25 protein-coding genes are annotated in these 23,903 nt (G+C 62.8%); 21 read left to right on the top strand and 4 right to left on the bottom strand.

Annotated elements, in window-relative coordinates; genetic code table 11:
• Positions 1 to 73 precede the first annotated feature (73 nt).
• The 6 genes from glyQ (at position 74) to ACYZGB_RS14905 (ending at position 6,199) form a co-directional block, all read left to right on the top strand.
• Positions 74 to 979 carry a glycine--tRNA ligase subunit alpha gene (gene glyQ, locus ACYZGB_RS14930; RefSeq protein ID WP_462389341.1) on the top strand — a complete coding sequence of 302 codons (906 nt, stop codon included), beginning with the start codon at positions 74 to 76 and terminating at the stop codon, positions 977 to 979.
• A gap of 11 nt (positions 980 to 990) precedes the next feature.
• The gene (glyS, locus tag ACYZGB_RS14925) at positions 991 to 3,159 is read left to right on the top strand and encodes a glycine--tRNA ligase subunit beta (RefSeq protein WP_462389339.1); all 2,169 of its coding nucleotides are present in this window, start codon (positions 991 to 993) and stop codon (positions 3,157 to 3,159) included.
• Between the two features lie 49 nt (positions 3,160 to 3,208).
• Positions 3,209 to 3,820, top strand: coding sequence for a D-glycero-beta-D-manno-heptose 1,7-bisphosphate 7-phosphatase (gene gmhB / locus ACYZGB_RS14920; RefSeq protein WP_462389337.1), 612 nt, complete (start codon positions 3,209 to 3,211; stop codon positions 3,818 to 3,820).
• A 66-nt stretch (positions 3,821 to 3,886) separates the two neighbouring features.
• Positions 3,887 to 4,672 carry a lysophospholipid acyltransferase family protein gene (locus ACYZGB_RS14915; RefSeq protein WP_462389335.1) on the top strand — a complete coding sequence of 262 codons (786 nt, stop codon included), beginning with the start codon at positions 3,887 to 3,889 and terminating at the stop codon, positions 4,670 to 4,672.
• Positions 4,673 to 4,682: 10 nt separating this feature from the next.
• Complete coding sequence (locus tag ACYZGB_RS14910) at positions 4,683 to 5,639, top strand: M48 family metallopeptidase (RefSeq protein WP_462389395.1); 957 nt, start codon at positions 4,683 to 4,685, stop codon at positions 5,637 to 5,639.
• Positions 5,640 to 5,776: 137 nt separating this feature from the next.
• Positions 5,777 to 6,199: a rhodanese-like domain-containing protein gene (locus ACYZGB_RS14905; protein ID WP_462389333.1), complete on the top strand. Its 423-nt coding sequence runs from the start codon at positions 5,777 to 5,779 to the stop codon at positions 6,197 to 6,199.
• 76 nt (positions 6,200 to 6,275) lie between these two features.
• Here the strand turns inward: ACYZGB_RS14905 and lysM are convergent, their stop codons facing one another.
• Entirely contained in the window at positions 6,276 to 6,764 is a 489-nt protein-coding gene (lysM, locus tag ACYZGB_RS14900) for a peptidoglycan-binding protein LysM (protein ID WP_462389332.1), read from the bottom strand.
• Positions 6,765 to 6,944: 180 nt separating this feature from the next.
• Between lysM and ACYZGB_RS14895 the strand changes: the two genes are divergently transcribed.
• Positions 6,945 to 7,712 (top strand): type III pantothenate kinase, encoded by a 768-nt coding sequence (locus tag ACYZGB_RS14895; protein WP_462389331.1) that lies wholly within the window; start codon positions 6,945 to 6,947, stop codon positions 7,710 to 7,712.
• Positions 7,713 to 7,800: 88 nt separating this feature from the next.
• Here the strand turns inward: ACYZGB_RS14895 and ACYZGB_RS14890 are convergent, their stop codons facing one another.
• The 3 genes from ACYZGB_RS14890 to ACYZGB_RS14880 all read right to left on the bottom strand — a co-directional run bounded on the left by ACYZGB_RS14890 (position 7,801) and on the right by ACYZGB_RS14880 (position 10,123).
• Positions 7,801 to 8,574, bottom strand: coding sequence for a tetratricopeptide repeat protein (locus ACYZGB_RS14890; protein WP_462389329.1), 774 nt, complete (start codon positions 8,572 to 8,574; stop codon positions 7,801 to 7,803).
• A gap of 52 nt (positions 8,575 to 8,626) precedes the next feature.
• Positions 8,627 to 9,289, bottom strand: coding sequence for a TetR/AcrR family transcriptional regulator (locus tag ACYZGB_RS14885; protein ID WP_462389327.1), 663 nt, complete (start codon positions 9,287 to 9,289; stop codon positions 8,627 to 8,629).
• 237 nt (positions 9,290 to 9,526) lie between these two features.
• Positions 9,527 to 10,123, bottom strand: a complete 597-nt coding sequence (locus ACYZGB_RS14880; protein WP_462389325.1) for a phasin family protein — start codon at positions 10,121 to 10,123, stop codon at positions 9,527 to 9,529.
• Positions 10,124 to 10,352: 229 nt separating this feature from the next.
• Between ACYZGB_RS14880 and ACYZGB_RS14875 the strand changes: the two genes are divergently transcribed.
• From ACYZGB_RS14875 to ACYZGB_RS14810, 14 genes are all read left to right on the top strand, one after another.
• Positions 10,353 to 12,341, top strand: a complete 1,989-nt coding sequence (locus ACYZGB_RS14875) for an SDR family oxidoreductase (protein WP_462389324.1) — start codon at positions 10,353 to 10,355, stop codon at positions 12,339 to 12,341.
• 111 nt (positions 12,342 to 12,452) lie between these two features.
• Positions 12,453 to 13,541 (top strand): dTDP-glucose 4,6-dehydratase, encoded by a 1,089-nt coding sequence (gene rfbB / locus ACYZGB_RS14870; protein WP_462389322.1) that lies wholly within the window; start codon positions 12,453 to 12,455, stop codon positions 13,539 to 13,541.
• On the top strand, positions 13,538 to 14,428 hold the full coding sequence (rfbD, locus tag ACYZGB_RS14865) for a dTDP-4-dehydrorhamnose reductase (protein WP_462389321.1): 891 nt from the start codon (positions 13,538 to 13,540) through the stop codon (positions 14,426 to 14,428). Before rfbB ends, rfbD begins: the two co-directional genes overlap by 4 nt.
• Before the next feature lie 13 nt (positions 14,429 to 14,441).
• On the top strand, positions 14,442 to 15,326 hold the full coding sequence (gene rfbA, locus ACYZGB_RS14860) for a glucose-1-phosphate thymidylyltransferase RfbA (RefSeq protein ID WP_462389319.1): 885 nt from the start codon (positions 14,442 to 14,444) through the stop codon (positions 15,324 to 15,326).
• A gap of 6 nt (positions 15,327 to 15,332) precedes the next feature.
• Positions 15,333 to 15,878, top strand: a complete 546-nt coding sequence (rfbC, locus tag ACYZGB_RS14855; protein WP_462389317.1) for a dTDP-4-dehydrorhamnose 3,5-epimerase — start codon at positions 15,333 to 15,335, stop codon at positions 15,876 to 15,878.
• Positions 15,875 to 17,053 carry a DUF1972 domain-containing protein gene (locus tag ACYZGB_RS14850; protein WP_462389315.1) on the top strand — a complete coding sequence of 393 codons (1,179 nt, stop codon included), beginning with the start codon at positions 15,875 to 15,877 and terminating at the stop codon, positions 17,051 to 17,053. Before rfbC ends, ACYZGB_RS14850 begins: the two co-directional genes overlap by 4 nt.
• Positions 17,022 to 18,020 (top strand): glycosyltransferase family 2 protein, encoded by a 999-nt coding sequence (locus tag ACYZGB_RS14845; RefSeq protein ID WP_462389313.1) that lies wholly within the window; start codon positions 17,022 to 17,024, stop codon positions 18,018 to 18,020. The genes ACYZGB_RS14850 and ACYZGB_RS14845 overlap by 32 nt, the downstream gene beginning before the upstream one ends.
• A 38-nt stretch (positions 18,021 to 18,058) precedes the next feature.
• Positions 18,059 to 19,786: a GspE/PulE family protein gene (locus ACYZGB_RS14840; protein WP_462389311.1), complete on the top strand. Its 1,728-nt coding sequence runs from the start codon at positions 18,059 to 18,061 to the stop codon at positions 19,784 to 19,786.
• Positions 19,779 to 21,029 carry a type II secretion system F family protein gene (locus tag ACYZGB_RS14835; protein ID WP_462389309.1) on the top strand — a complete coding sequence of 417 codons (1,251 nt, stop codon included), beginning with the start codon at positions 19,779 to 19,781 and terminating at the stop codon, positions 21,027 to 21,029. The genes ACYZGB_RS14840 and ACYZGB_RS14835 overlap by 8 nt, the downstream gene beginning before the upstream one ends.
• Before the next feature lie 28 nt (positions 21,030 to 21,057).
• Entirely contained in the window at positions 21,058 to 21,480 is a 423-nt protein-coding gene (gene gspG / locus ACYZGB_RS14830; protein ID WP_462389394.1) for a type II secretion system major pseudopilin GspG, read from the top strand.
• 24 nt (positions 21,481 to 21,504) lie between these two features.
• Positions 21,505 to 21,954, top strand: a complete 450-nt coding sequence (locus ACYZGB_RS14825) for a GspH/FimT family pseudopilin (RefSeq protein ID WP_462389307.1) — start codon at positions 21,505 to 21,507, stop codon at positions 21,952 to 21,954.
• Complete coding sequence (locus tag ACYZGB_RS14820; protein WP_462389306.1) at positions 21,951 to 22,361, top strand: type II secretion system protein; 411 nt, start codon at positions 21,951 to 21,953, stop codon at positions 22,359 to 22,361. Before ACYZGB_RS14825 ends, ACYZGB_RS14820 begins: the two co-directional genes overlap by 4 nt.
• On the top strand, positions 22,358 to 23,032 hold the full coding sequence (locus ACYZGB_RS14815; RefSeq protein ID WP_462389305.1) for a prepilin-type N-terminal cleavage/methylation domain-containing protein: 675 nt from the start codon (positions 22,358 to 22,360) through the stop codon (positions 23,030 to 23,032). The genes ACYZGB_RS14820 and ACYZGB_RS14815 overlap by 4 nt, the downstream gene beginning before the upstream one ends.
• Positions 23,032 to 23,898, top strand: coding sequence for a type II secretion system minor pseudopilin (locus tag ACYZGB_RS14810; protein ID WP_462389304.1), 867 nt, complete (start codon positions 23,032 to 23,034; stop codon positions 23,896 to 23,898). The genes ACYZGB_RS14815 and ACYZGB_RS14810 overlap by 1 nt, the downstream gene beginning before the upstream one ends.
• Positions 23,899 to 23,903 lie beyond the last annotated feature (5 nt).

Genomic DNA, 23,903 nt, shown 5'->3' with positions numbered 1-23,903 from the left:
TCGCGCACCGCGTTTTCTTCTTTTCCCCTTACTTGCCCGGCCCTGGCTTGCCAGTGCCTCAGCCACAGACGCCATGTTGACATTCCAGCAAATCATTTTGAAGCTGCAGTCCTACTGGGACGCGCAGGGTTGTGCCCTTTTGCAACCCTACGACATGGAAGTGGGCGCCGGCACCTCGCACACCGCCACCTTCCTGCGCGCCATCGGCCCCGAGCCCTGGAAGGCCGCGTACGTGCAGCCCAGCCGCCGCCCCAAGGATGGCCGCTACGGCGAGAACCCCAACCGCCTGCAGCACTACTACCAGTACCAGGTGGTGCTCAAGCCCGCGCCAGCCAACATTCTGGAGCTGTACCTGGGCTCGCTCGAAGCCCTCGGGTTTGATCTCAAGAAGAACGACATCCGCTTCGTGGAAGACGACTGGGAAAACCCCACGCTCGGCGCCTGGGGCCTGGGCTGGGAGGTGTGGCTCAACGGCATGGAGGTGACGCAGTTCACCTACTTCCAGCAGGTCGGCGGCATCGACTGCAAGCCCGCCACGGGCGAGATCACCTACGGCCTGGAGCGCCTGGCGATGTACCTGCAGGGCGTGGACAACGTCTACAACCTCAAGTGGACCGACACCCTGAGCTACGGCGACGTGTACAAGCAAAACGAGGTGGAGCAGTCCACCTACAACTTCGAGCACAGCGACGCGGACTTCTTGTTCACCGCCTTCAATGCGCACGAAAAGCAGGCCAAGTACCTTATGGAGCAGCAACTGGCCTTGCCCGCCTACGAGCAGGTGCTCAAGGCCTCGCACAGCTTCAACCTGCTGGACGCACGCGGCGCCATCAGCGTGACGGAGCGCGCTGCCTATATCGGCCGCATCCGCAACCTGGCCCGTGCCGTGGCGCAAAGCTACTACGAAAGCCGTGAGCGCCTGGGCTTCCCCATGGCGCCGCGCGAGTGGGTGGAACAGATGACGAAGAAGGCTGCGTGAGAGAAATGACGATGACAACCCAAAACCTCCTCGTTGAACTGTTTGTCGAAGAGCTGCCGCCCAAGGCGCTGCAGAAGCTGGGCGATGCTTTCGCCACCGTGCTGGGCGACCAGCTCAAGGCCCTGGGCCTGGCGTCTGCTGCCTCGGTGGTCACGCCCTTCGCTTCGCCACGCCGCCTGGCTGCGCATGTGACTGCCGTGGCCGACAAGGCCGCCGACAAGGCCGTACAGCAAAAGCTGATGCCCGTGACTGTGGGCCTTCAGGCTGACGGCAACGCCACGCCCGCACTGCTGAAAAAGCTGCAGGCGCTGGGCGCCGATGTGTCCAACCCCGCAGCCGCTGTGGCTGCCTTGAAGCGTGCGCAGGACGGCAAGGCCGAAGCCCTGTTTTACGACAGCGTGGTGCCCGGTGCCACGTTGCAAGCGGGCTTGCAAAAGGCGTTGGACGAAGCCATTGCCAAGCTCCCTATCCCCAAGGTCATGAGCTACCAGCTCGAGACCGATTGCGAACTGCCCGGCTGGACCAGCGTGAACTTTGTGCGCCCCGCGCACGGCCTGGTGGCGCTGCATGGCAGCACCGTGGTGCCCGTGAAGGCGCTGGGCCTGACCGCTGGCAACAGCACCACCGGCCACCGTTTTGAAGCCGCCGTGTCGCCCGTGGTGCTGGCCGATGCCGACAGCTACGCCGCCACGCTGAAGAAGGACGGCGCCGTGATCGCCAGCTTTGCCGAGCGCAAGGCCGAGATCGCGCGCCAGCTGGCTGCGGCTGCTGCGAAGGTGGGCAACGGCGCCCGCCCCATCGAAGACGAAGCCCTGCTGGACGAAGTGACCGCGCTGGTGGAGCGCCCCAACGTGGTCATCTGCCAGTTTGAAGAGCAGTTCCTGGGTGTGCCACAAGAGTGCCTCATCCTCACGATGAAGGCCAACCAGAAGTACTTCCCGCTGCTGGACGCCGCGGGCAAGCTCACCAACAAGTTCCTGGTGGTCAGCAACATCAGCCCCGAAGACACGAGCTTTGTGACCGGCGGCAACGAGCGCGTGGTGCGCCCCCGTTTGGCCGATGCCAAGTTTTTCTTTGATCAGGACCGCAAGAAGACCCTGGCCTCGCGCGTCGAAGGTCTGGGTAAGGTCGTGTACCACAACAAGCTAGGCACGCAGGGTGAACGCGTGGAGCGCGTGCGGGCCATTGCCAAGGTGATTGCTAAAGCGCTTGCTCCAAGCTATGGCTCTCCAGTGCTGCAAGGTGCCGCGCTTGAACTCGCTGTTGACCAAGCTGCGCTGCTCGCCAAGACCGATCTCGTGACCGACATGGTGGGCGAGTTCCCTGAGCTGCAGGGCATCATGGGCGGCTACTACGCCCTGAACGACGGCCTGGGCGAGACCGTGGCGAACGCGATCGAAGACCACTACAAGCCCCGCTTTGCGGGCGACGCGCTGCCGCGCAACACGGCGGGTGTGGTGGTGGCGCTGGCCGACAAGCTGGAAACTCTGGTGGGCATGTTCGGCATCGGCAACCTGCCCACGGGCGACCGCGACCCGTTCGCGCTGCGCCGCCATGCGCTGGGCGTGATCCGCATGCTGGTCGAGAAGGATTTGCCGCTGGATCTGACGGCACTGCTGGCCGGTGCTGTGCCCGCCTTTGGCGACAAGATCACCGACGCCTCGGCGCAGCTCGCCGACTTCATCTACGACCGCCTCGCTGGCAGCCTGCGTGAGCAGGGCTACAGCGCCCAGGAAGTCGACGCGGTGCTGGCCCTGCGTCCGCAGCGCCTGGCACTGGTCGAAAAGCAACTGGCCGCAGTGCGTGCCTTCGCCGCCTTGCCCGAAAGCCCCGCCCTCGCTGCTGCCAACAAGCGCGTTGGCAACATCCTTAAGAAGGCCGAGGTCGAAGGCCCGGTGGACGCGCACGTGAACCCCGAGCTGCTGCAGGAAAAAGCCGAGCAGGACCTGTACGCTGCCCTGCAGCGCTTCGTGCCCGAAGCCAACGCCCAGTTCGATGCTGGCGACTACACCGCATCGCTGCAGACCCTGGCCGTGCTGCGCGCGCCTGTAGATGCGTTCTTTGACGATGTGATGGTCAACGCCGAGCAACTGGATGTGCGCATGAATCGCCTGGGGCTGCTCAAGATGCTGCACAACGCGATGAACCGCGTGGCCGACCTCTCGCGTCTGGCGGCCTGACCCCGAGGCTGATAGGCTGGCGGTCTGTTCTCACAAGGCACCTCCTCCTATGAAACTCGTCATCCTGGACCGCGACGGCACCCTCAACCCGCTGGGTGATGACTACATCACCTCGGCCGACGAGTGGACGGCCGTGCCTGGCGCGCTGGAGGCCATTGCGCGGCTCAACCACGCGGGCTGGCATGTGGTGGTGGCCACCAACCAGCCGGGGCTGGGGCGCGGGCTGTTTGACGTGGTGGCGCTCAATGCCATCCACGCCAAGATGCACCGCCAGGTGGCGGCAGTGGGCGGGCGCATCGACGCTGTTTTTTACTGCCCCCACGCGGCCGACGAGGAATGCGCCTGCCGCAAACCTGCCCCCGGCCTGCTGGAGCAGATCAGCGACCGCTATGGGGTGGAGCGCCACGACGTGCAGGTGGTGGGCAGCTGCGCCGCACACCTGCAGGCCGGGGCCGCGCTGGGTGCGCAGTTGCACCTGGTGTGCACGGGGCAGTCGGCGCAGGTGCACCCGATGGGGCCGCTGCCTGCAGGGCTGCCACCGGGCTTGCGGGTGCATGCGAGCCTGGGCGATTTTGTGGACCAGCTGTTGCCAGCGGTGCCCGCCACAGCGCCCCCGCTGGCGGCCACGCCCTTGCCTGCGGTGGGTGGCCTGGCCTCCTGATACTATCAATTCAATAGCTGTAATCGCTTGATGGACAGGCGGTGGCGGCTTAAAACACCATCAAAAATGGCCTTTCTCCGTTCTGTCATTCACCTTCTCTGGATGGGCATCACCGTGGTGCCTTACGCCCTGGCCATCATGCTGGGCACGTTGCTGGGGGTGCGGGGCCTGCCGCTGTACCGCATCGCGCGGGCTTGGCTGTCGCTGTGCATCAGCGGTGCGCGGACTATCCTGGGCATCCGGGTGGAGATCACCGGCATGGAGCATCTGCCCCAGGGCGAGAACGCGGGCGCGGTGCTGCTGGTCAAGCACCAGTCCACGTTCGAGACGTTTCTGATGCCCACGATCATGCCGCACCCCCTGGCCTACGTGTTCAAGAAGGAGCTGCTCTACGTGCCCTTCTTCGGCTGGGCCATCGGGCGGCTGGACATGATCCACATTGACCGCAGCCAGCGTACCCAGGCCTTCAACAAGGTGGTGCAGCAGGGCAAGGACCTGCTGGCCAAGGGCATCTGGATCATCATGTTCCCCGAGGGCACGCGCATCGCGCGCGGGCAGAAGGGCAACTACAAGACCGGCGGCACGCGCCTGGCCATCGACACCGGGGCACCTGTGGTGCCGATCGCCGTCACGTCTGCCAAGGTCTGGCCGCGCAAGGCTTTCATCAAGCGCCCGGGGGTGGTGGAGGTGTCGATTGGCCAGCCTATCTCCAGCGTGGGGCGTGAGCCCGACGAGCTGATGCGCGAGGTCGAAGCCTGGATCGAGGCCGAAATGCGCCGACTGGACCCTGGGGCCTATCCGGCAGCCCCTGCAGCCCCTGCGGCCAACACGGCCGCCCCGAGCGGGAAGTAAGCCCACCGTGATGCAGCGGCTTGTGCAGCTGGCGCTGGACCTGTTCGACCCACCGCCCGCTGCGGCGCCTGCGGCGGTGGCCCCGGCTGTCGGGGTGCCCGATACCAAGCAAAAAATGCCCCCTGCGCCCGATGGGCAAGCGCTGATAGCTCCTGAAAAGATAGTAACTAGCCCTGCAGCGCCAGCCGTGCCGCTGCCTTCTCTGCTGTCCCCCGCCGAATTTCGCCACCCCCAGGCCAACCGCGAGCTGCTGCTGGGCGATGCCGTGGTGGCCTACGCACTGCAGCGCGCGCGGCGGCGCAGCATCGGCTTCACGGTGGGGGCCGATGGGCTGTCGGTGCGTGCGCCGAGCTGGGTCACGCTGGGCGCGGTGGATTCTGCGCTGCGCGAAAAATCCGACTGGATCCTGCGCAAGCTGGGCGAGGCGCGCGAGCGCCAGCAGCGCATGGAGGGCGGCCGCATCGTCTGGGCCGACGGCGCCGTGCTGCCTTATCTGGGCGAGCCACTGACGGTGGTGCTGGACCCGAGCCACGGCTTTGCAGGCAAAGGCGGGGCACTGGTGGTGGCGGCAGGGCAGGGCGACAGCCTGCACATCGGCCTGCCCCACAGCGCCAGCCCCGCGCAGATCCGCGACGCCGTGCAGGCCTGGCTCATGCGCGACGCGCGCCGCCACTTCACCGAGCGGCTGGATCACTTTGCCCCGCTCTTGGGCGTGCGCTGGGCCAGCCTGCGGCTGTCCAGCGCCAACACCCGCTGGGGCAGCGCCAAGGCCGATGGCTCCATCCGCCTGAACTGGCGCCTGCTGCACTACCGCCCGGCCATCATCGACTACGTGGTGGCACACGAGCTGGCCCACCTGCGCGTGATGGACCACAGCCCCCGCTTCTGGGACACCGTGGCCACCGTGATGCCGGACTATGCGCAGCTGCGCAGCCGTTTGCGCGACGAACCCGCCCCTTTATGGTGAACCCCCCTGAGTCGCCTGCGGCGCCTTCCCCCGAGGGGGACGACGCCATCGCTGCGGGGCGGCCCTTGCTCGGCGTCCCTCGCACTGGCCGCGCTTGATTCAAACGTTTTGCCCAATGCCTTGAAAGGATCGACACCATGACAACCACGCTCCCCCCTGTTTCCCCCGCCGACGGCTATGCCGGTGATGTGACCCCCCAGCAGGCCTGGCAGTGGGTGCAAAACGGCCAGGCCGTGCTGGTGGACGTGCGCAGCGACGCCGAGCGCGAGTGGGTAGGCCGGGTGCCTGGCGCCGCCGCCGTGGCCTGGAAGCAGTGGCCCGGCATGGCCATGAATGCGGACTTTGATGCGCAGATGCGCGCCGCCGTGCCTGCGGGAATGCCGGCCGTGCTGCTGTGCCGCAGCGGGGTGCGCTCCATTGCCGCCGCGCGCCGCGCCACCGAGCTGGGGATCACCGCGTACAACATCCTCGAAGGCTTCGAGGGCGACGCCGATGCGCAGGGCCAGCGCGGCAAGCGGGGTGGATGGCGCTTTCACGGTCTGCCGTGGAAGCAGGGCTGATTCACTATCAAAAAAAGAGCTGCTAGCGCTTGATAAACAAGCGCTAGCAGCTCTTTTGGCTTGTAATCCTGGGGGCTTACTTGGCCAGGGGCGGGATGCGCAGCTTCTGGCCGGGGTAGATCTTGTCGGGGTGGCTCAGCATGGGCTTGTTGGCCTCGAAGATCACGGGGTATTTGTTGGCATCGCCGTAGAACTTCTTGGCGATCGCGCTGAGCGTGTCGCCGCGCACCACGTCGTGGTACTGGGCTTCAGGCTCGGGGTTGGTGACATCCATCAGGTTCTCGACGCTGGTCACGCTGGCCACATTGCCGCAGCACAGGGTGACTTTCTCCTTGGCGGCCTGTGTGGGGGCGGTGCCCTTCACGGTGACCTTGCCTTCGGGGCCCTGGAAGGCCACCTGCACGTTGCTGGCGCCCAGGTTCTGGGCGGCGATGTAGGTCTCGATGGCCTTGCCCGCCTTGGCGTTGAGTTCATCCTGCGTGGGGGCGGCGGCGGTGGCAGCCTGCGCTTCTTTGCCGCCAAACAGCTTTTCGCCGGCTTCCTTGATGAAACTGAAAAGACCCATGTCGTACCTCCTGATGTTGCAGAAAAAGGAAGGACCACTGTAGCGGCAATGGGCGGCTGCGTCGTGTCGGACATGGGCGCGACACGATTTTTCACAATTTGGGGACGGGCAGGCGTGGTGCAGCTGGGGGCTGTCGCCCTTGGGCAGGGGCACATCGCAAAACTCGGGATAATCCGCCGCATGACTTTTCTGGCCATCGACGTCGGTAACACCCGTCTCAAATGGGCGTTGTACGACGCTCCCCGCACTGGGGCTGCGCTGATGGCGCATGGCGCCGAGTTCCTCGACCACATCGACCGCCTCGCTGAAGGCAGCTGGGCATCGCTGCCGCATCCCACGCGCATGCTGGGCTGTGTGGTGGCGGGCGATGCCGTCAAGCGCCGGGTGCAGGAGCAAATGGAACTGTGGGACGTGGCGCCTTCCTGGGTCGTGTCATCCGCGCAGGAGGCGGGTCTCACCAACGGCTACGACCACCCCTCACGCCTGGGCTCGGACCGCTGGGTGGCCATGATAGGCGCGCGCCACCATGTGCTGGCCCAGGGTCCCGCGCGGCCGTTGATCGTGGTGATGGTGGGTACGGCCGTCACGGTCGAGTGCATCGACGCCGAAGGCCGCTTCATGGGCGGCCTCATCCTGCCCGGCCACGGCATCATGCTGCGCGCGCTGGAAACCGGCACCGCCGGGCTGCATGTGCCCACGGGCGAGGTACGCCCGTTCCCCACCAACACCAGCGACGCACTGACCAGCGGCGGCACCTATGCCATTGCCGGAGCGGTGGAGCGCATGTACCAGCACCTGCTGCAACACTGCGGCCAGGAGCCCGCGTGCATCATGACCGGCGGCGCGGGCTGGAAGATGGCGCCCAGCATGACCCGGCCTTTCGAGCTGGTGGACAACCTGATCTTTGACGGCCTGCTGGAGATTGCCGCGCGGCGGTTTGGGGGCTGAGGCTTCAAGCCTGCCCGCGCAGGCTGGGTCGGTCCCGCAGAGCTGCTGCCTCCTGCGGCTGCACCGAGGCGCGAAGCGCCTCAGGGGGTTACTCTTCTAGTTCCGCCCGTGCCATTTCCACATCCAGCCGCTCCATGGCGTCCATGGGCTCTGCGGCGGCGGCCTTTTCGTAGAGCGCGGTGGCTTCCTTCATCTTCTTGTCGCCTTCCAGCATCACGAGTGCGTTGGCGTACTCGATCATGGCAATGGCCGAGCCCGGGTTGAGCTTGAGAGCCTCCTGGAACAGCTTGAGGCCCGCGTCCTTCTTGGCGCCATAGGTCATGCCGCCAATCAGCGAGCCCACCTTGTCGATCACCTCGGCGTGGAAGGCACCCAGCGCAATGCGTGCGTCGGCGTGCTTGGGGGACAGCGCAATGGCCTTTTCCAGCGACTCCTTCACCTTGCCGCCCAGGCCTTGCGCCAGCGCCTTGGCCACGCTGATGCCCTGGCTGTAGCGGCCCAGCGCATAGGCATGCCAGTACCAGGCGTTGGCGTCGTTCGGGTCCTCTCCCGCCTGGGCCTCGGCACGCTCTGCCACCTGGGTGAACAGGTCCAGGCGCGTCTTTTCCTTGGGTTCCAGGTAGTTGGCGTAGATGGACGTGGCCTTGTTGGCCACGGTGATGCCCGCGCCACCGGCGGCCAGGCCTGCGGCGGCGGCCTTTTCAAAGTCGCCGTTGTGGAACAGTGCCCAGGCTTCCAGCACGGCGGTGTCCTTGGGGCAGGGTTCGGCGTCGCCGCCATGCAGCCGGGCCCAGTGCTTCTTGACGCTTGCGGCGTCAAAGCGGTAGTCGCCCGCGTGGGGGAAGGGGGTCCATTTGGCCATGGTGTGTCTCCGGAAGTTCTTGTTGGTGGATGTCTGTGGCGGGTGGGCGGTATCAGCCTGGCGCTGCTGCATAAGCGCCAACCAGCTGCAGCAGGTGGGCCCGCTGGCCGCTTTCGAGGTAGGGCATGAGCAGGTTCAGCACATGGTGGGCACCACGCAGCAACGCGGCCTGGGCGCTTTCGGGCTCTAGCGCGCGGCGCGGGTCGCGCACGTATTCAAAGCTGAGCCAGTAGGTCAGTACCACCACCATGCTGGTGGCGGTGGCCTCCAGCTCGCGCGAGTCGATGTGCAGGGCTTCGGCGCGGCCCATGCCATCGAGCATGGCGCGCACGGCGCGGGTCTTGTTCTTGAGGATGGCCTGGAAGTGGGTCTCCAGGCGCCGGTTCTTGGACAGCAGGTCGTTGAGATCGCGGTACAGAAAGCGGTACTGCCAGATCAGCTCGAACAGCGAGTGCATGAAGAACCAGGCGTCCTCCACATTGCGCACGCCATCTGCTGCGGCCAGCAGCTCAGTGAGCGAGCCTTCGTAGCGATCAAACAGCGCGTTGATCAGCTCGTCCTTGGCGGGGTAGTGGTAGTAGAGATTGCCAGGGCTGATGCGCAACTCGGCCGAAATCAGGGTGGTGGAGACGTTGGGTTCGCCGAACCGGTTGAACAGGTCCAGCGTGACTTCCAGAATGCGTTCTGCGGTGCGGCGTGGCGCTTTCTTCACCATGTGTGCAGGCCCTTCGCGTCGTTGTGCTTCGTTGTTTCGGTGTCTCTGATGCCTACTCTAACCCACGCAGTCATGCTGCAGTGCGGCATGCCGTCTTGCGGCAAACCCATGCTGCAGTTGCTTTTAACGCACTTCATGGGTTTCAGCAAAAAAAGAAAAGCGGCCAGCGCGCTGTTGCGCGTGGGCCGCTTTCAGCGGGCGGACTGCTGCCCGCCTGCGCCAGTCAGTGGTGAGCGATCAGCTGGCCGATGGGGTGCTGGCGCCAGTGTCGGCTGCGGCACGGGCTGCGGGCTTCTTGGCCGCAGCCTTCTTGGCAGGGGCCTTGGCGGCTGGCTTGGCCGCAGCCTTGGCAGGGGCTGCCTTCTTGACTGCGGGGGCCTTCTTGGCAGGGGCCTTGGCGGCTGGCTTGGCTGCAGCCTTGGCGGGTGCGGCCTTGCTGCCCTTGGCCAGTGCGTCCACGCGAGCGCTCAGGGCTTCCAGGTCGCGGGCCGAGGGCACGCCCAGCTTGGCCAGGGCCTTGGCCACGCGGTCTTCGAAGATGTTTTCGAGCTTGTCCCACTGGCCCTGGGCCTTGGAGCCGATGTCGCTGGCCATCGTGGTCACGCGGCTGGTGGCTTCGGTGATCTTCTCTTCGGCCACGGCCTGGGTCTTGCGCTGGATGGTCAGGCCTTCCTTGACCAGGGCTTCAAACACCTTGCCGCCTTCTTCCTGTGCCTTGGAGAAGGCGCCCAGACCTGCCAGCCAGATTTGCTGTGCGGAGTCCTTGACGGTGCTGGACAGTTGAGCGTTGCTCTTTTTCTTGTCAGCGCTGAGTTTCTGCAGTTTCTTGACCATAAGGCCTCCGTGGTGCGGTTGGTTGGGGTTGCCGGGGGCGATTTTGCCTTCGACGCATGGCCGCACTGTACGCCGCACGGTGCGCAAGGTGTAGGCGCGCGCTCCTAAAAATGTAGAGCGTGCCATCTAGCGGGGGCGTTCGCTGGCCGCCTAGTATCGGCGCGGGTTTCTGCTGAATCGGGGTGCGCAGGCCTTGCGCAAGAATGAAGCTATCTCATAGGAGTTTTCCATGCAGTATTTCGTGACGGGGGCAACGGGGTTCATTGGCAAGCGGCTTGTAAAAAAGCTGCTGGAGCGCAAGGGCGCTGTGGTCCACTTCCTGATTCGCAAGGAGAGTGCTGACAAGGTCGCCGACCTGCGCAGCTTTTGGGGCGTAGGGCCCACGCGTGCGATTCCCGTGTTTGGCGACCTCACTGCCAAGAAGCTGGGCGTGGCGGCGGAAGACGTCAAGAAGCTCAAGGGCCAGATCGACCACTTCTACCACCTGGCCGCTGTGTACGATCTGGGTGCGGACGAGGAAACCCAGGTGGCCGTGAACATCGAGGGCACGCGCAATACCGTGGACCTGGCCAAGGCCATCGATGCGGGGCACTTCCACCATGTTTCCTCCATCGCAGCCGCAGGCCTGTACGAAGGCGTGTTCCGTGAGGACATGTTTGAGGAGGCCGAGGGCCTGGACCACCCGTACTTCCAGACCAAGCACGAGAGCGAGAAGATCGTGCGCCAGGACTGCAAGGTGCCCTGGACGGTGTACCGCCCCGCTATGGTGGTGGGCGACAGCACCACCGGCGAGATGGACAAGATCGACGGGCCCTACTACTTCTTCAAACTCATCCAGCGCCTGCGCCAGCTGCTGCCGCCCTGGATGCCCACCGTGGGCCTGGAGGGCGGGCGCGTGAACATCGTGCCAGTGGACTTTGTGGTCAATGCGCTCAACGTCATCAGCCACCAGGCGTCCATCGCCAAAAAATGTTTTCACCTGGTGGACCCGGTGGGCTACCGCGTGGGCGACGTGCTCGACATCTTCAGCCGCGCGGCCCATGCGCCGCGCATGAACCTGTTCATCAACGCTGCGCTGCTGGGTTTCATTCCCAAGGGCATCAAGAAAAGCCTGATGGCCATGGCCCCCGTGCGCCGGGTGCGCAACGCTGTCATGAAGGACCTGGGCCTGCCCGAGGACATGCTCACCTTCGTGAACTACCCCACGCGCTTTGACTGCCGCGAAACCATGGCAGTGCTCAAGGGCTCGGGCGTGGCTTGCCCCAACCTCAAGGACTACGCCTGGCGCCTGTGGGACTACTGGGAGCGCAACCTGGACCCCGAGCTGTTCATCGACCGCAGCCTCAAGGGCACGGTGGCGGGCAAGGTGGTGCTGATCACGGGCGGCTCATCCGGCATTGGCCTGGCCGCCGCACACAAGTTTGCCGAAGCGGGCGCCACCACCATCATCTGCGGGCGCGACCAGGACAAGCTCGATGAAGCCTGTGCCGAAGCCAAGGCCAAGGGTTACCAGTTCATCGCCTATTCGGCCGACATTGCCGACATGGCCGACTGCGACCGTTTTGTGCAGCTGCTCATCGACAACCATGGCGGCGTGGATTTCCTCATCAACAACGCGGGCCGTTCCATCCGCCGCGCCATCGAATCGAGCTACGACCGCTTCCACGACTACGAGCGCACCATGCAGCTCAACTATTTCGGCTGCCTGCGCGTGACCATGGGCTTTCTGCCCGGCATGGTGGAAAAGCGCAAGGGCCATGTGGTCAACATCAGCTCCATCGGCGTGCTGACCAACGCGCCGCGTTTTTCGGCCTACGTGGCCAGCAAGGCGGCGCTGGACGCGTGGACGCGCTGTGCATCGAGCGAGTTTGCCGACCAGGGCATCACCTTCACCACCATCAACATGCCGCTGGTGCGCACGCCCATGATTGCGCCCACCAAGATCTACAACAACGTGCCCACACTGAGCCCCGAGGAGGCGGCGGACATGATTGCCCAGGCCTGCATCTTCAAACCGGTGCGCATCGCCACCCGCCTGGGCATCACCGGGCAGCTGCTGCATGCGCTGGTGCCGCGCGTGGCGCAGATCACCATGAATACCAGCTTTCGCATGTTCCCGGATTCCAACGCCGCCAAGGGTGGTGGCAAGGACGCCAAGCCGCAGCTCTCGGCCGAGGCGGTGGCGCTGCAGCAGATGATGCGTGGTATTCACTTTTGATGACCATCCGGCCCGCGCAGAAACCCCCGCGTTGAACTCTGTTACCGGGGGGCCGGGCAGGGTGGGATAATCGTAGGTTCTGCCGAGCTGGCATTTCACACAGCCCTCCCTATGATTCTGGTTACCGGCGGCGCAGGTTTCATTGGCGCCAACTTCGTTCTTGACTGGCTCGCTGCCACCAGCGAGCCCGTGGTCAACCTCGACAAGCTCACCTACGCGGGCAACCTGCACAACCTGGACAGCGTGCAGGGTGACGCGCGCCACATCTTCGTGCAGGGCGACATCGGCGACACCGCCCTGGTGGCCCGCCTGTTGGCCGAGCACAAGCCCCGCGCCGTGGTCAACTTTGCGGCCGAATCGCATGTGGACCGCTCCATCCACGGGCCTGAGGACTTCATCCAGACCAACATCTTCGGCTCGTTCCGCCTGCTCGAAGCCGTGCGTGCCTACTGGAGCGCACTGCCCGAGGGCGAACGTGCCGCCTTCCGCTTCCTGCACGTCTCCACCGACGAGGTCTACGGATCGCTGGCACCCACCGACCCGGCCTTCGCCGAGACGCGCGGCTTTGAGCCCAACAGCCCCTACAGCGCCAGCAAGGCCGCCAGCGACCACCTGGTGCGCGCCTGGCACCACACCTACGGCCTGCCGGTGCTGACCACCAACTGCAGCAACAACTACGGGCCGTACCACTTCCCCGAAAAGCTGATCCCGCTGATGATCGTCAACGCCCTGGCCGGCAAGAGCCTGCCGGTGTATGGCGACGGCATGCAGGTGCGCGACTGGCTGTACGTGAAGGACCATTGCAGTGCCATCCGCCGCGTGCTGGAGGCCGGCGCCCCCGGTGAAACGTACAACGTGGGCGGCTGGAATGAGAAGCCCAACATCGAGATCGTGAACATGGTCTGCAGCCTGCTCGACGAGCTGCGCCCCCGCGCCGACGGCCAGAGCTACCGCACGCAGATCACCTACGTGAAGGACCGCCCCGGCCACGACCGCCGCTACGCCATCGACGCGCGCAAGATCGAACGCGAGCTGGGCTGGAAGCCTGCCGAGACCTTCGACACCGGCATCCGCAAGACCGTGCAGTGGTACCTGGACCATGCGGACTGGGTGGCCAACGTGCAGACCGGCGCGTACCGCGACTGGGTGGAGACCCAGTACGAGCAGCAGCCCGCAGCCGTGGCGGACGCTCGCGCATGAACATCCTGCTCTTCGGCAAGGGCGGCCAGGTCGGTTGGGAGCTGCAGCGCAGCCTGTCGGTGCTGGGCAACGTGACCGCGCTGGACCACGACAGCACGGAGCACTGTGGTGACTTTGCCAATCCTGCCGGAGTGGCAGAGACGGTGCGCGCCCTTCGCCCCGATGTGATCGTCAACGCCGCCGCCCACACCGCCGTGGACAAGGCCGAGAGCGAGGCCGACTTCGCCCGCACGCTGAACGCCACCACCCCCGGCGCCATCGCTCAGGAGGCGGCCAAGCTGGGCGCCTGGCTGGTGCACTACAGCACCGACTACGTGTTCGACGGCAGTGGCAACCGGCCCTGGGTGGAGACCGACACGCCCGCCCCGCTGAGTGTGTACGGCCGCACCAAGCTCGAAGGCGAGCGGCTGATCGCCCAATCCGGTGCCAAGCACCTGATCCTGCGCACCAGCTGGGTCTACGCCGCACGCGGCGGCAACTTTGCCAAGACCATGCTGCGCCTGGCGCAGGAGCGCGAACGCCTGACGGTGATCGATGACCAGTGGGGCGCCCCGACCGGCGCCGATCTGCTGGCCGATGTGACGGCCCACGCCATCCGTTATCTGCAGCAGCACCCCGAGCACGCGGGTCTGTACCACTGCGTCGCTGCCGGTGAAACGACCTGGAATTTTTATGCAAAATACGTGCTGTCGCGCGCCAGTATTGAAAATTCAGCTATTAAAATTATAGCAAACGAGGTGGCGCCCGTGCCCACCAGTGCTTTCCCGACCCCGGCGGCCCGCCCGCACAACTCGCGCCTGAACACGGCCAAGCTGCAGACTACCTTTGGCCTGCAGATGCCGCACTGGCAGGCCGGTGTGGCCCGCATGCTGGCTGAAATTCTCTGAACGGCACCCACACATGACGCAACGCAAAGGCATCATCTTGGCCGGAGGCTCCGGCACCCGGCTGCACCCTGCCACCCTGGCCATCAGCAAGCAACTGCTGCCGGTGTACGACAAGCCCATGATCTATTACCCGCTGAGCACCTTGATGCTGGCGGGCATCCGCGACATCCTCATCATCAGCACCCCGCAGGACACGCCACGTTTTGCGCAGCTGCTGGGCGATGGTAGCCAGTGGGGGCTGAACCTGCAGTACGCGGTGCAACCCAGCCCGGACGGCCTGGCGCAGGCGTTCGTGATCGGCGAGGCGTTTCTGGATGGCGCCCCTAGCGCATTGGTGCTGGGCGACAACATCTTCTACGGCCACGACTTCCATGAGCTGCTGGGCAATGCCCGGCAGCGCACAGAGGGTGCCAGCGTGTTTGCCTACCATGTGCAAGACCCTGAGCGCTATGGTGTGGCCGAGTTTGATGACCAGGGCAAGGTGCTGTCGCTGGAGGAAAAACCCAAGCAGCCCAAGAGTAGCTATGCGGTCACGGGCCTGTATTTCTACGACGGCCAGGTGGTTCAGATGGCCAAGGACCTCAAGCCTTCGCCACGCGGAGAACTGGAAATCACCGATCTGAACCGGCTGTACCTGGAGCAGGGGCAGCTGAATGTCGAGATCATGGGGCGCGGCTATGCCTGGCTGGACACCGGCACGCATGAAAGCCTGCTCGAAGCGGGCCAGTTCATTGCCACGCTGGAGCATCGCCAGGGGCTCAAGATCGCTTGCCCCGAGGAAATTTCCTGGCGGTCCGGCTGGATCGACAGCGAGCAGCTGGCCCGCCTGGCACAACCCCTGTCCAAGAACGGCTATGGCCAGTACCTGCAGCGCCTGCTGAACGACAAAGTCTATTGATCCGCCATGCAAGCTATCCGGCAATCCATTCCCGATGTCGTGCTGATCGAACCCAAGGTGTTCGGGGACAGCCGAGGTTTTTTCTACGAGAGCTTCAACCAGCAAGCCTTCCAGGCGGCCACGGGTGTGCAGTGTGACTTTGTGCAGGACAACCACAGCCGCAGCAGCCAGGGCGTGTTGCGCGGCCTGCATTACCAGCTACCGCCCCGGGCACAGGGCAAACTGGTGCGCGTGGTGCGTGGGGCGGTGTTCGATGTGGCGGTTGACATCCGCAAGGGCTCGCCCACTTTTGGCCAATGGGTGGGGGCGCTGCTGACGGAAGACAACCACCGCCAGCTCTGGGTGCCTCCAGGCTTGGCCCATGGATTTCTGGTGCTCTCCGAGTCGGCCGACTTCCTCTACAAGACCACGGATTACTACAGCCCCGAGCACGAGCGCTGCATCCGCTGGGATGACCCGCAGCTGGCCATTGCCTGGCCCTCTGTGGAGGCGGCCATCCAGCTGTCGGCGAAGGACCAGGCCGGGCGCTGGCTGGCCGAGGCAGACCTTTGAGCGCTACTGCGGTGCGGGCGACCAAGGCATGCGGCGCCGATGGGGCTCCCGCCACGCTTCGGATCGCCATTCTGGGCGCGCGGGGCATCCCCGCAAGCTACGGCGGGTTTGAGACGTTTGCCGAACAGCTGGCAACCCGCCTGGCATCGCGTGGGCACCAGGTCACGGTCTATGCGGAATGCGGCGATCAGCCGGTTGCCGACACCGTCTACCAGGGGGTGCGGGTCCGCTCGCGGCGTCGGCCCCGCTGGGGGGCGGCATCGGTGCTGGCCTACGACTGTTCCTGCCTGTGGGATGCGCGCCGTGGATACGACCTGGTCTACATGCTGGGCTACGGTGCCGCATGGGCCTGCTGGTGGCCCCGGGTGTTCGGGGTGCCCGTCTGGATCAACGTCGATGGGCTGGAATGGGCCCGCAGCAAGTGGGGTTGGGGCGCCCGCACTTACCTGCGCTGTATGGAGTGGATGTCCACCAAGGTGGCCACGCGCTTAATTGCAGACGCCGAGGCCATCGCCCAACGGTTCCGCCAGAACTACCCGTCGGGTGCTCCGACCAGTTTTGTTGCTTATGGCGCTGAGCTGGTTCCGGCCGAAGCGGCCGACCCCTCGGTGCTTGCCAACTGGGGCCTGCAAGCCCACCGCTACATGCTGGTGGTGGCCCGGCCGGAGCCGGAGAACCATATTCTGGAGATCGTCCAAGGGCATCTGCTGCATGGGGGCGACTGGCCGTTGGTGGTGGTGGGGGACGTATCTGGCGCCACGCCATACCAGAAGCAACTGAAGGCGCTGGCCAGCGAGCGGGTGCGGTTTTTGGGGGGCATCTACGATGTCGCCCAGCTCCAGAGCCTGCGCGTGCATGCGGCCTGCTACCTGCACGGCCACTCGGTGGGGGGGACCAACCCCTCATTGCTGGAGGCATTGGCCTGTGGAAACTGGGTCATCGCGCATGACAACCAGTTCAATAGCGAGGTAGCCCGGGACGCCGCCGATTATTTTCGTACGTCGCAGCAACTGGCTGCTTGCTTGCAGGACTGGTTCCATCGCACGCACGAAGAGCGGCAGAAGCGCGCTGAGCTTGCTCGGCAAGTCGTGCAATCGTTCTATGACTGGGAGCAAATCACTGATGCCTACGAATCGCTCATGTATGAGCAGTGCGCCCGTCATCATGAGAGTTGAGGCGCAGCATACGTTGGGAGGCGGAGAGCCTTTGGTTGATGTTCTATTGGCTACCTACAACGGCGCTCGGCACGTTGAAGCGCAACTGGAGTCTTTAGCCGCTCAAACCTATCCCAATATACGGATACTGGTGAGTGACGATGGATCGAGCGACGCAACTGTCTCTGTCGTCCAGGCATTTGCTCGGCGAATGACGGCGGGTCGGGTCCAATGGGTGTCCAACCCTCATCCTGGTCGAGGAGTGGCACGCAATTTCGAGGCACTCATGGATGCTTCGGCGAAGGATGGGGTCGCGCGCTGGATAGCTTTCTGTGATCAGGATGACGTCTGGCTACCTCATAAAGTTGAGAGTCTTGTTCAAGCTATGACAGAGCTTGAACGCGATGACAGCATGTTTCCGTGTCTCGTGCATTCCGATTTACGTGTTGTTGATGAGAGCCTTCGCACTGTTGCTGCCTCGTTTATTCGGCAGCAGCGCATCAATGTCTCTTCTATGGCGCTGCCCGTTTTGCTTGGTGTCAACCACGTCACTGGCTGCGCCACGATGGTGAATCAGGCTCTATTGAACCTAGCATTGCCTCTGCCCCCCCGGGTTGTGATGCATGACTGGTGGTGTGCTTTGCTGAGTTGCCAGGGGCGACGGCATTTTCTGACTGATCCGCTTGTTTTGTACCGCCAGCATGGAGGCAACCAAGTGGGGGCAAGAAGTAGAGCGATCAGTGACAGACTTCTGCGGGTAGTGCGCGATGGTCCTCGAACCATGGCTCGAATCCGATGGCTGGGGCTGGAGACTCTGGCCCAAGCCCAGGCACTGCAGGAGCGACTACATGAGCGTGGCTTGAACGATCTGCAGGTCCGTGACTACTTGCATTGGCGGAGATTGCCTGTCTGGAGGCGTCTCGCGGGCTATGGCAAGTACTACAAGGGGCCAATGTTGGACAATTTTTGCCGTCTATTTCTGTGGTAGCGGCACAATGGCGGCGCAACGTGTTTCCAGAGAATCTCATGACCATATCGATATTGGATGTGCAAACCTCATCGCAAAGAGGGGTGCATGAAGAGCGCACGCGGCTGGGAGAGTTGCTGGTGCAAGGCGGTAAGCTCACAGTCCGAGATCTTGAGCGTGCGTTGTCCGCGCAGAGTGAAATGGGGGGCATGCTGGGCCGTGTGTTGGTTCGCCTGGGGCTCGTGTCCGATGGCGACGTGGCGCAGGCTATCTCAAAGCAACTGGGCATATCGTTCGTGTCCGCACAGGAGTTGCCGGATTCCATGCCAGAGGTGGAGGGGTTGTCGCCGGAGTTTTTGCGTGCGCATGCGATCTATCCTCTCCGCGTAGAAGGTTCGGATCTCCATGTTGCTATGGCTGTTCCTCAGGACGCGTTCTTGCTCAAAGCGATGCAGTTGGCGTCCGGATGCAGGATTCAGCCCTACTTGGCGTTGGAGAGCGACATTGAGAAGGTGCTTGCTGAGTCCATTGAAGATGTCTCCGAGGACGGTGATATTTTCGGGGACGGATCTGATGGCATCGATTTCATCGAGCACCTCAAGGATTTGGCGAGTGAGGCGCCCGTTATCCGGCTGGTCAACAGTATCGTGGGTCGTGTGATTGACCTCAGAGCCTCCGATATCCATCTGGAGCCATTTGATGATGGGCTCCACGTCCGTTACCGTGTTGACGGAGTGATTCATCACGGTGAGCTTGTGCCGCCGCGGCTCTCAGCCGCTGTCAGCTCTCGCGTGAAGTTACTTGCGCATTTGGACATCGCAGAGCGTCGTCTTCCGCAAGACGGTAGGATCAAGACGCGTGTAAAAGGACGAGAACTGGATCTTCGCGTCTCCACTGTACCTACGGTGTACGGTGAAAGCGTGGTCATGCGCGTACTTGATCGTGCCAGCGTGCGTCTGAACCTCGAGACCATGGGCTTTGAGCAAGACACGCTTTCGCGATTCAATGAATTGCTGGTCAGGCCCCATGGCATTTTGCTGGTCACCGGTCCTACAGGCTCGGGAAAGACAACCACTCTTTACGCTGCGTTGTCCAAAATCGATTCCGATGCCAATAAAATTATTACTGTAGAAGATCCGGTCGAGTATCAACTCGAAGGCATCAATCAGATACAGGTCCATCCCCAAATCAATCTGACTTTCGCCAACGCCCTGCGCTCCATACTGCGCCAGGATCCAGACATCATCATGATTGGCGAAATGCGTGACGGCGAGACCGCGCAGATAGCCGTCCAATCTGCCCTTACTGGTCACTTGGTCCTCTCTACGCTGCATACCAACACGGCATCGGGTGCCGTGATTCGCATGCAAGACATGGGCGTCGAGAGTTACCTCATTACCTCGTCTGTAAACGGTGTACTCGCTCAGCGGCTAGTGCGTTCTTTGTGCAGCCATTGCAAAGAGCCTTACGAACCTGGCATGCAGGTGCGTGAGCAGACGGGGCTCGCTCGCTTCGCTGACCCTGGGCGTCCGATCTATCGTGCTGTTGGTTGTGTTGAGTGCCGCCAGAGCGGTTATCGAGGGCGTATTGGTATTCACGAACTGTTCGTGCTGGATGAGACGATGCGTCGTGCCATCATCGACGGCGCTGATGCGAACGTGCTGCACTCACTTGCCTCGCAGGGCGGCATGCTCAGTCTGTATGAGGATGGGCTGCGCAAGGTTGCCGCAGGCGTCACCACGCTCGACGAAGTAGCGCGTGTAACGCAGGACCAGACCGATGCCTGATTTCGTTTGGAGAGCCGCCACGGCGGCGGGCAGCATTGAGCAAGGTTGTTTGTCCGCATCCAATAGTACTGCGGCGCTTAAGCGGTTGCGAGAACAAGGGCTCACGCCATTGGCGCTAGATAATGCGGCCGACACAGGCGCTGCCACTGCTTTTGGGGTGCAGGCTGTCGGCATCTCTTCGCAGCCTAGGAGCCGTCAAGAGAAAGGGCCTGTCAATGCTGCGGATGTCATGGCGTTCACATCTGAGTTGGCCATCATGCTACGAGCCGGTTTGGCGCTAGACAACGCTTTGCGCGTGTTGATTGATATGAGTCACAAGCCTAGCGTGATGGGGTTGGTGCAGGGTATTCTGGATGCTGTGAAGGGCGGAACACCCCTGAGCCGTGCTCTGGCGGCTCACCGCGCCTTATTTGGTGACTTTTACATCAACATGGTGCGCTCGGGTGAGGTCAGCGGTCAGATGTCTTCCGTGCTTGACCGCCTTGTCGAGCACATGGAGCGTCAGCGCGCCCTCCGCGAAAGTGTCATCTCTGCCACGATCTATCCCGCCATACTGTTGGGCGTGGCCGTGCTATCTCTCATCGTGATGCTCGGATTCGTGGTGCCACAGTTTGAGAAGCTTTTTTCCGAAATGGGCGATGCCCTGCCGTTACCCACCCGTATCGTCATGATCATGGGCCAGAGCTTTCGACACTACGGCCTGCTCATCGGGGTGGTGGCGGTTCTTGGTGTGTTGTTGTTGTCGCGTTGGCTGAATTCTCCTGCGGGTCGGCAGTGGTGGCAGTCGCGTTTGCTCAGGCTTCCTCTTGTGGGGCGGCTGGCGTTAAAGTACCAGCTGACACTGTTCTCGCGGTCGCTCGGGACCCTTCTGGGCAATGGCGTGCCCATGCTCACTGCACTGCATATCTCGACGGACACGGTCAGCAATGCTCCTTTGCAGCAGGCGTTGGTCAAGATGGCTCCGATTGTTAAGGAGGGTGGTCGGATGGTGCAGGCTGCCGCAGTTTCCGGGATCTTTGAACCTCTGGCCATCAATCTCATCCGGGTGGGGGAAGAAACTGGTCGCATAGGGCCCATGATGCTGGAGCTGTCAAATATATTGAACCGCGAGGTGGAAATCGGGATCAAGCGTCTGCTGACTTTGGTCGAGCCTGTGCTGATTCTGGTGCTCGGGGTACTCATCGCCGGCATCATCGTCTCAATCCTGCTTGGAATCCTCTCAATTAATGACCTCGCCGTATAATTTCTGTTTGCCCAAGGAAGCCATCCTCATGGTGAATGTTGGTACCCGCCGTCCTGTGCGCGGCTTTACGTTGATTGAATTGCTGGTTGTCCTAGCTATCCTTACATTGCTGGCAGGTTTGGTTGGGCCGCGGGTACTGGGCCAATTCGGAGGGGCTAAGGCCAAAACTGCCGCCATACAAATTGCGGATATCGATAAGTCCCTTGAGTTGTTCAAGCTCGATGTGGGACGCTATCCGACCACTGAAGAGGGGCTGGATGCGCTCGTTAAGAAGCCTGGTAGTGCCAATGGTTGGAACGGACCCTACCTCAGAGGCGGAGTCCCTTCTGACCCTTGGAGCCATCCGTACCGTTATGCGAGTTCTGGTGGGAAAATTGAGATTCTTTCGTTGGGCGCTGATGGCGCGCCAGGGGGGGATGGCGAAAACGCAGATGTTCGCAATGCCCAGTGAGGTAGGCAGCTTTCAGCCTGCTGTATGCGTTGTATTCGCGGTTTCACTCTGGTAGAGCTTTTGGTTGTGCTTGCCATATCGGCGTTGCTGGTGGGTTTGGTGCCGATGGCTTTTGATCGGTTGCGTGATTCGGCCAACTATCGCGATGCCTTGCGCAGCATCATGATGGACATGCGTGCGGCACGGCAGCAGGCGCTTGTTTCCCGTGTCGAGACCTCTTTTGTCGTCGATCTTGAGCATCGCAGCTATCGTGTTGACGGGCAGCAAGCGCGGCTCATACCCGAGCCTCTGGAGATTCGGGTCACCATGGCGGGTGAGGAGGCGAACAGTCGCGAAGGTGCCGGCATCCGCTTCTTCCCCGGTGGTGGGGCTACCGGGGGGAGCGTAGACATACTGCGCCCGTCTGGAGAGGGGGCTCGGTTGCGCGTTGACTGGTTATCTGGTCGAGTTGCGTTGGAAACATTGACTCCATGACCCGTGCTCAATGCTGCGGGCGACAAGGCGGCATGTCTCTGCTGGAGTTGTTGGTTGCCTTGTCAATTATGGCGATGGCAATAGGGGTGCTGTACCGTGCGCTTGGAGCCAGTGTTCAAAATGCCGGTATGCTGCAAGAGCAGCAAAAAGCCTTGATGCTTGGCCAATCTTTGTTGGCGGCTAAAGACGCGATTGCAGAGACGGGCTGGAATGAGTCGGGTGAATCGGCTGGTTTCGAATGGCAGGTGCGTACATCGCCTGTTGGTGGTGCCCAGCCAGGTATCACGCCACTGCACTCGGTGGTGATTTACGTACGGTGGGGTGATGGTGGGCGAATCCGCTTTATCGAACTGCAGACCTTGCGGCCCCAGCGCAGCCCCGTTGTTGCAGTGGAGGGGGGGCGATGAGGCCTTTGCATCTAAATCGCCCCCGTGTTTCTCACGGTTTTACGCTGTTGGAGTTGTTGGTCAGTATGGCATTGCTGTCCCTTGTGATGGCGGGCATGCTTTCCGTCATCAATTCCATGGCCCAGGCTCAGGATCGTGTGGAGCAGCGTTTAAATGCCACTGACGAACTGCGCGTGACGGCTGCGTTTGTTGAAAAAGCGCTTGGTCGCATTTCCGCTCGTCGCTCACCGCAAGCCTTGGCTCCAGACGCCTCTCCCTATCAGTTTGTTGCAAAACCACAGGAGCTTACCTGGGTCGGGGTCATGCCGGCTCGATTTGGCGCAGGGGGGCGTAGCTATTTTCGGCTCGCGCTGGAAAACGGGTTGAGTGGCTCGGCCTTGGTGCTTCGTTTTGCACCATGGAGCGGTGTCGGGGGGGAGCCCGATTGGGGCTCTGCAGAGTCGTTTGAGGTGGCTCAAGCAGTCACTTCATTTGCCATGGCTTATGAAGATGCGTGGCAGGTTGCCCCGCAATGGGTGGGCACATGGCATCGCAAGGACAGCATACCCGCGCGCGTGCGTATCGAACTGAATACGCGGTCAGGTGAGTGGCCCGTATGGATCGTACCTCTTCGTCAGTTGCCAGCCAGCCAGATCGGCGCGAATCGCTTCACTCTCGGGGGGCGTGATTAATGGGAAAAGCCGAATGGAAGCGAGGCGCAGTCCAGGAAGGCATCGCTCTGGTGGCTGTGCTCTGGATTGTGGCGGCTCTCAGCGTGGCCGTTACGGGTATTGTGTACGCTATTCGAGCCGAGACACGGACCATGTCAGCGGCACGTGGCTTGATCGAGGCGCAGGTGTCGGGCGAGGCTGCGATTATGCTTGCCTTGCAGGAAGTGACCTCTCCGCAAGCCGGGCCGCGCCAGCCGTGGCGGACCCTTCAAGTGTCTTATGGCGGGAGGGTGATTTCTGTCGAGTTCAATGCGTTGAACGGTTTTGTAGATATCAACCGGGCCGCGCCTGAATTGTTGACCGCGCTTCTTGCGACTGCTGGCGGGCGGGATGTTCAAGATGCCGCGAAGTTGGCGCAATCCATTGTGATGGAGCGTCAAAAGCCCGATGCTTTGGGGCGTGCTCAGGGGTTTGAGGACGCGTCGGATCTGATGCGCGTGCCTGGGGTTGATTACAACCTCTATGCTAGACTTCGCGCCCTTGTGACTGCCGATGTGCAGGGCTCAGGCAAGGTGAACCCCCGGGCCGCACCGCTGGAGGTGCTGACAATGCTAGCAGAAGGGAATGTGGCGCGCGCCCAGTCCATGGTCAGTGCCCGTCGCCAGAGTGGTGGCGCGGGCATGGACGTCACGGTTTTGCGTGGCGAATTTATCGACTCTGGAATCAGTTCCCGCTATCGCGTTCAGGCATTGGTCCCAATGGCTGATGGCTCTCAAGGCGTAGTTCAGCTTCATGTAGATGTCAGCCCGGATATGCGGGCGGGATTGCCGTGGCGCATATTCAACGCTGAAACTTGGATGCTCGCATCATCTCCTAAGGGCATATAGGCCTT

Source organism: Acidovorax sp. Q11 (genome assembly GCF_054950075.1).
This window is presented reverse-complemented; position numbering and strand designations above follow the sequence as displayed.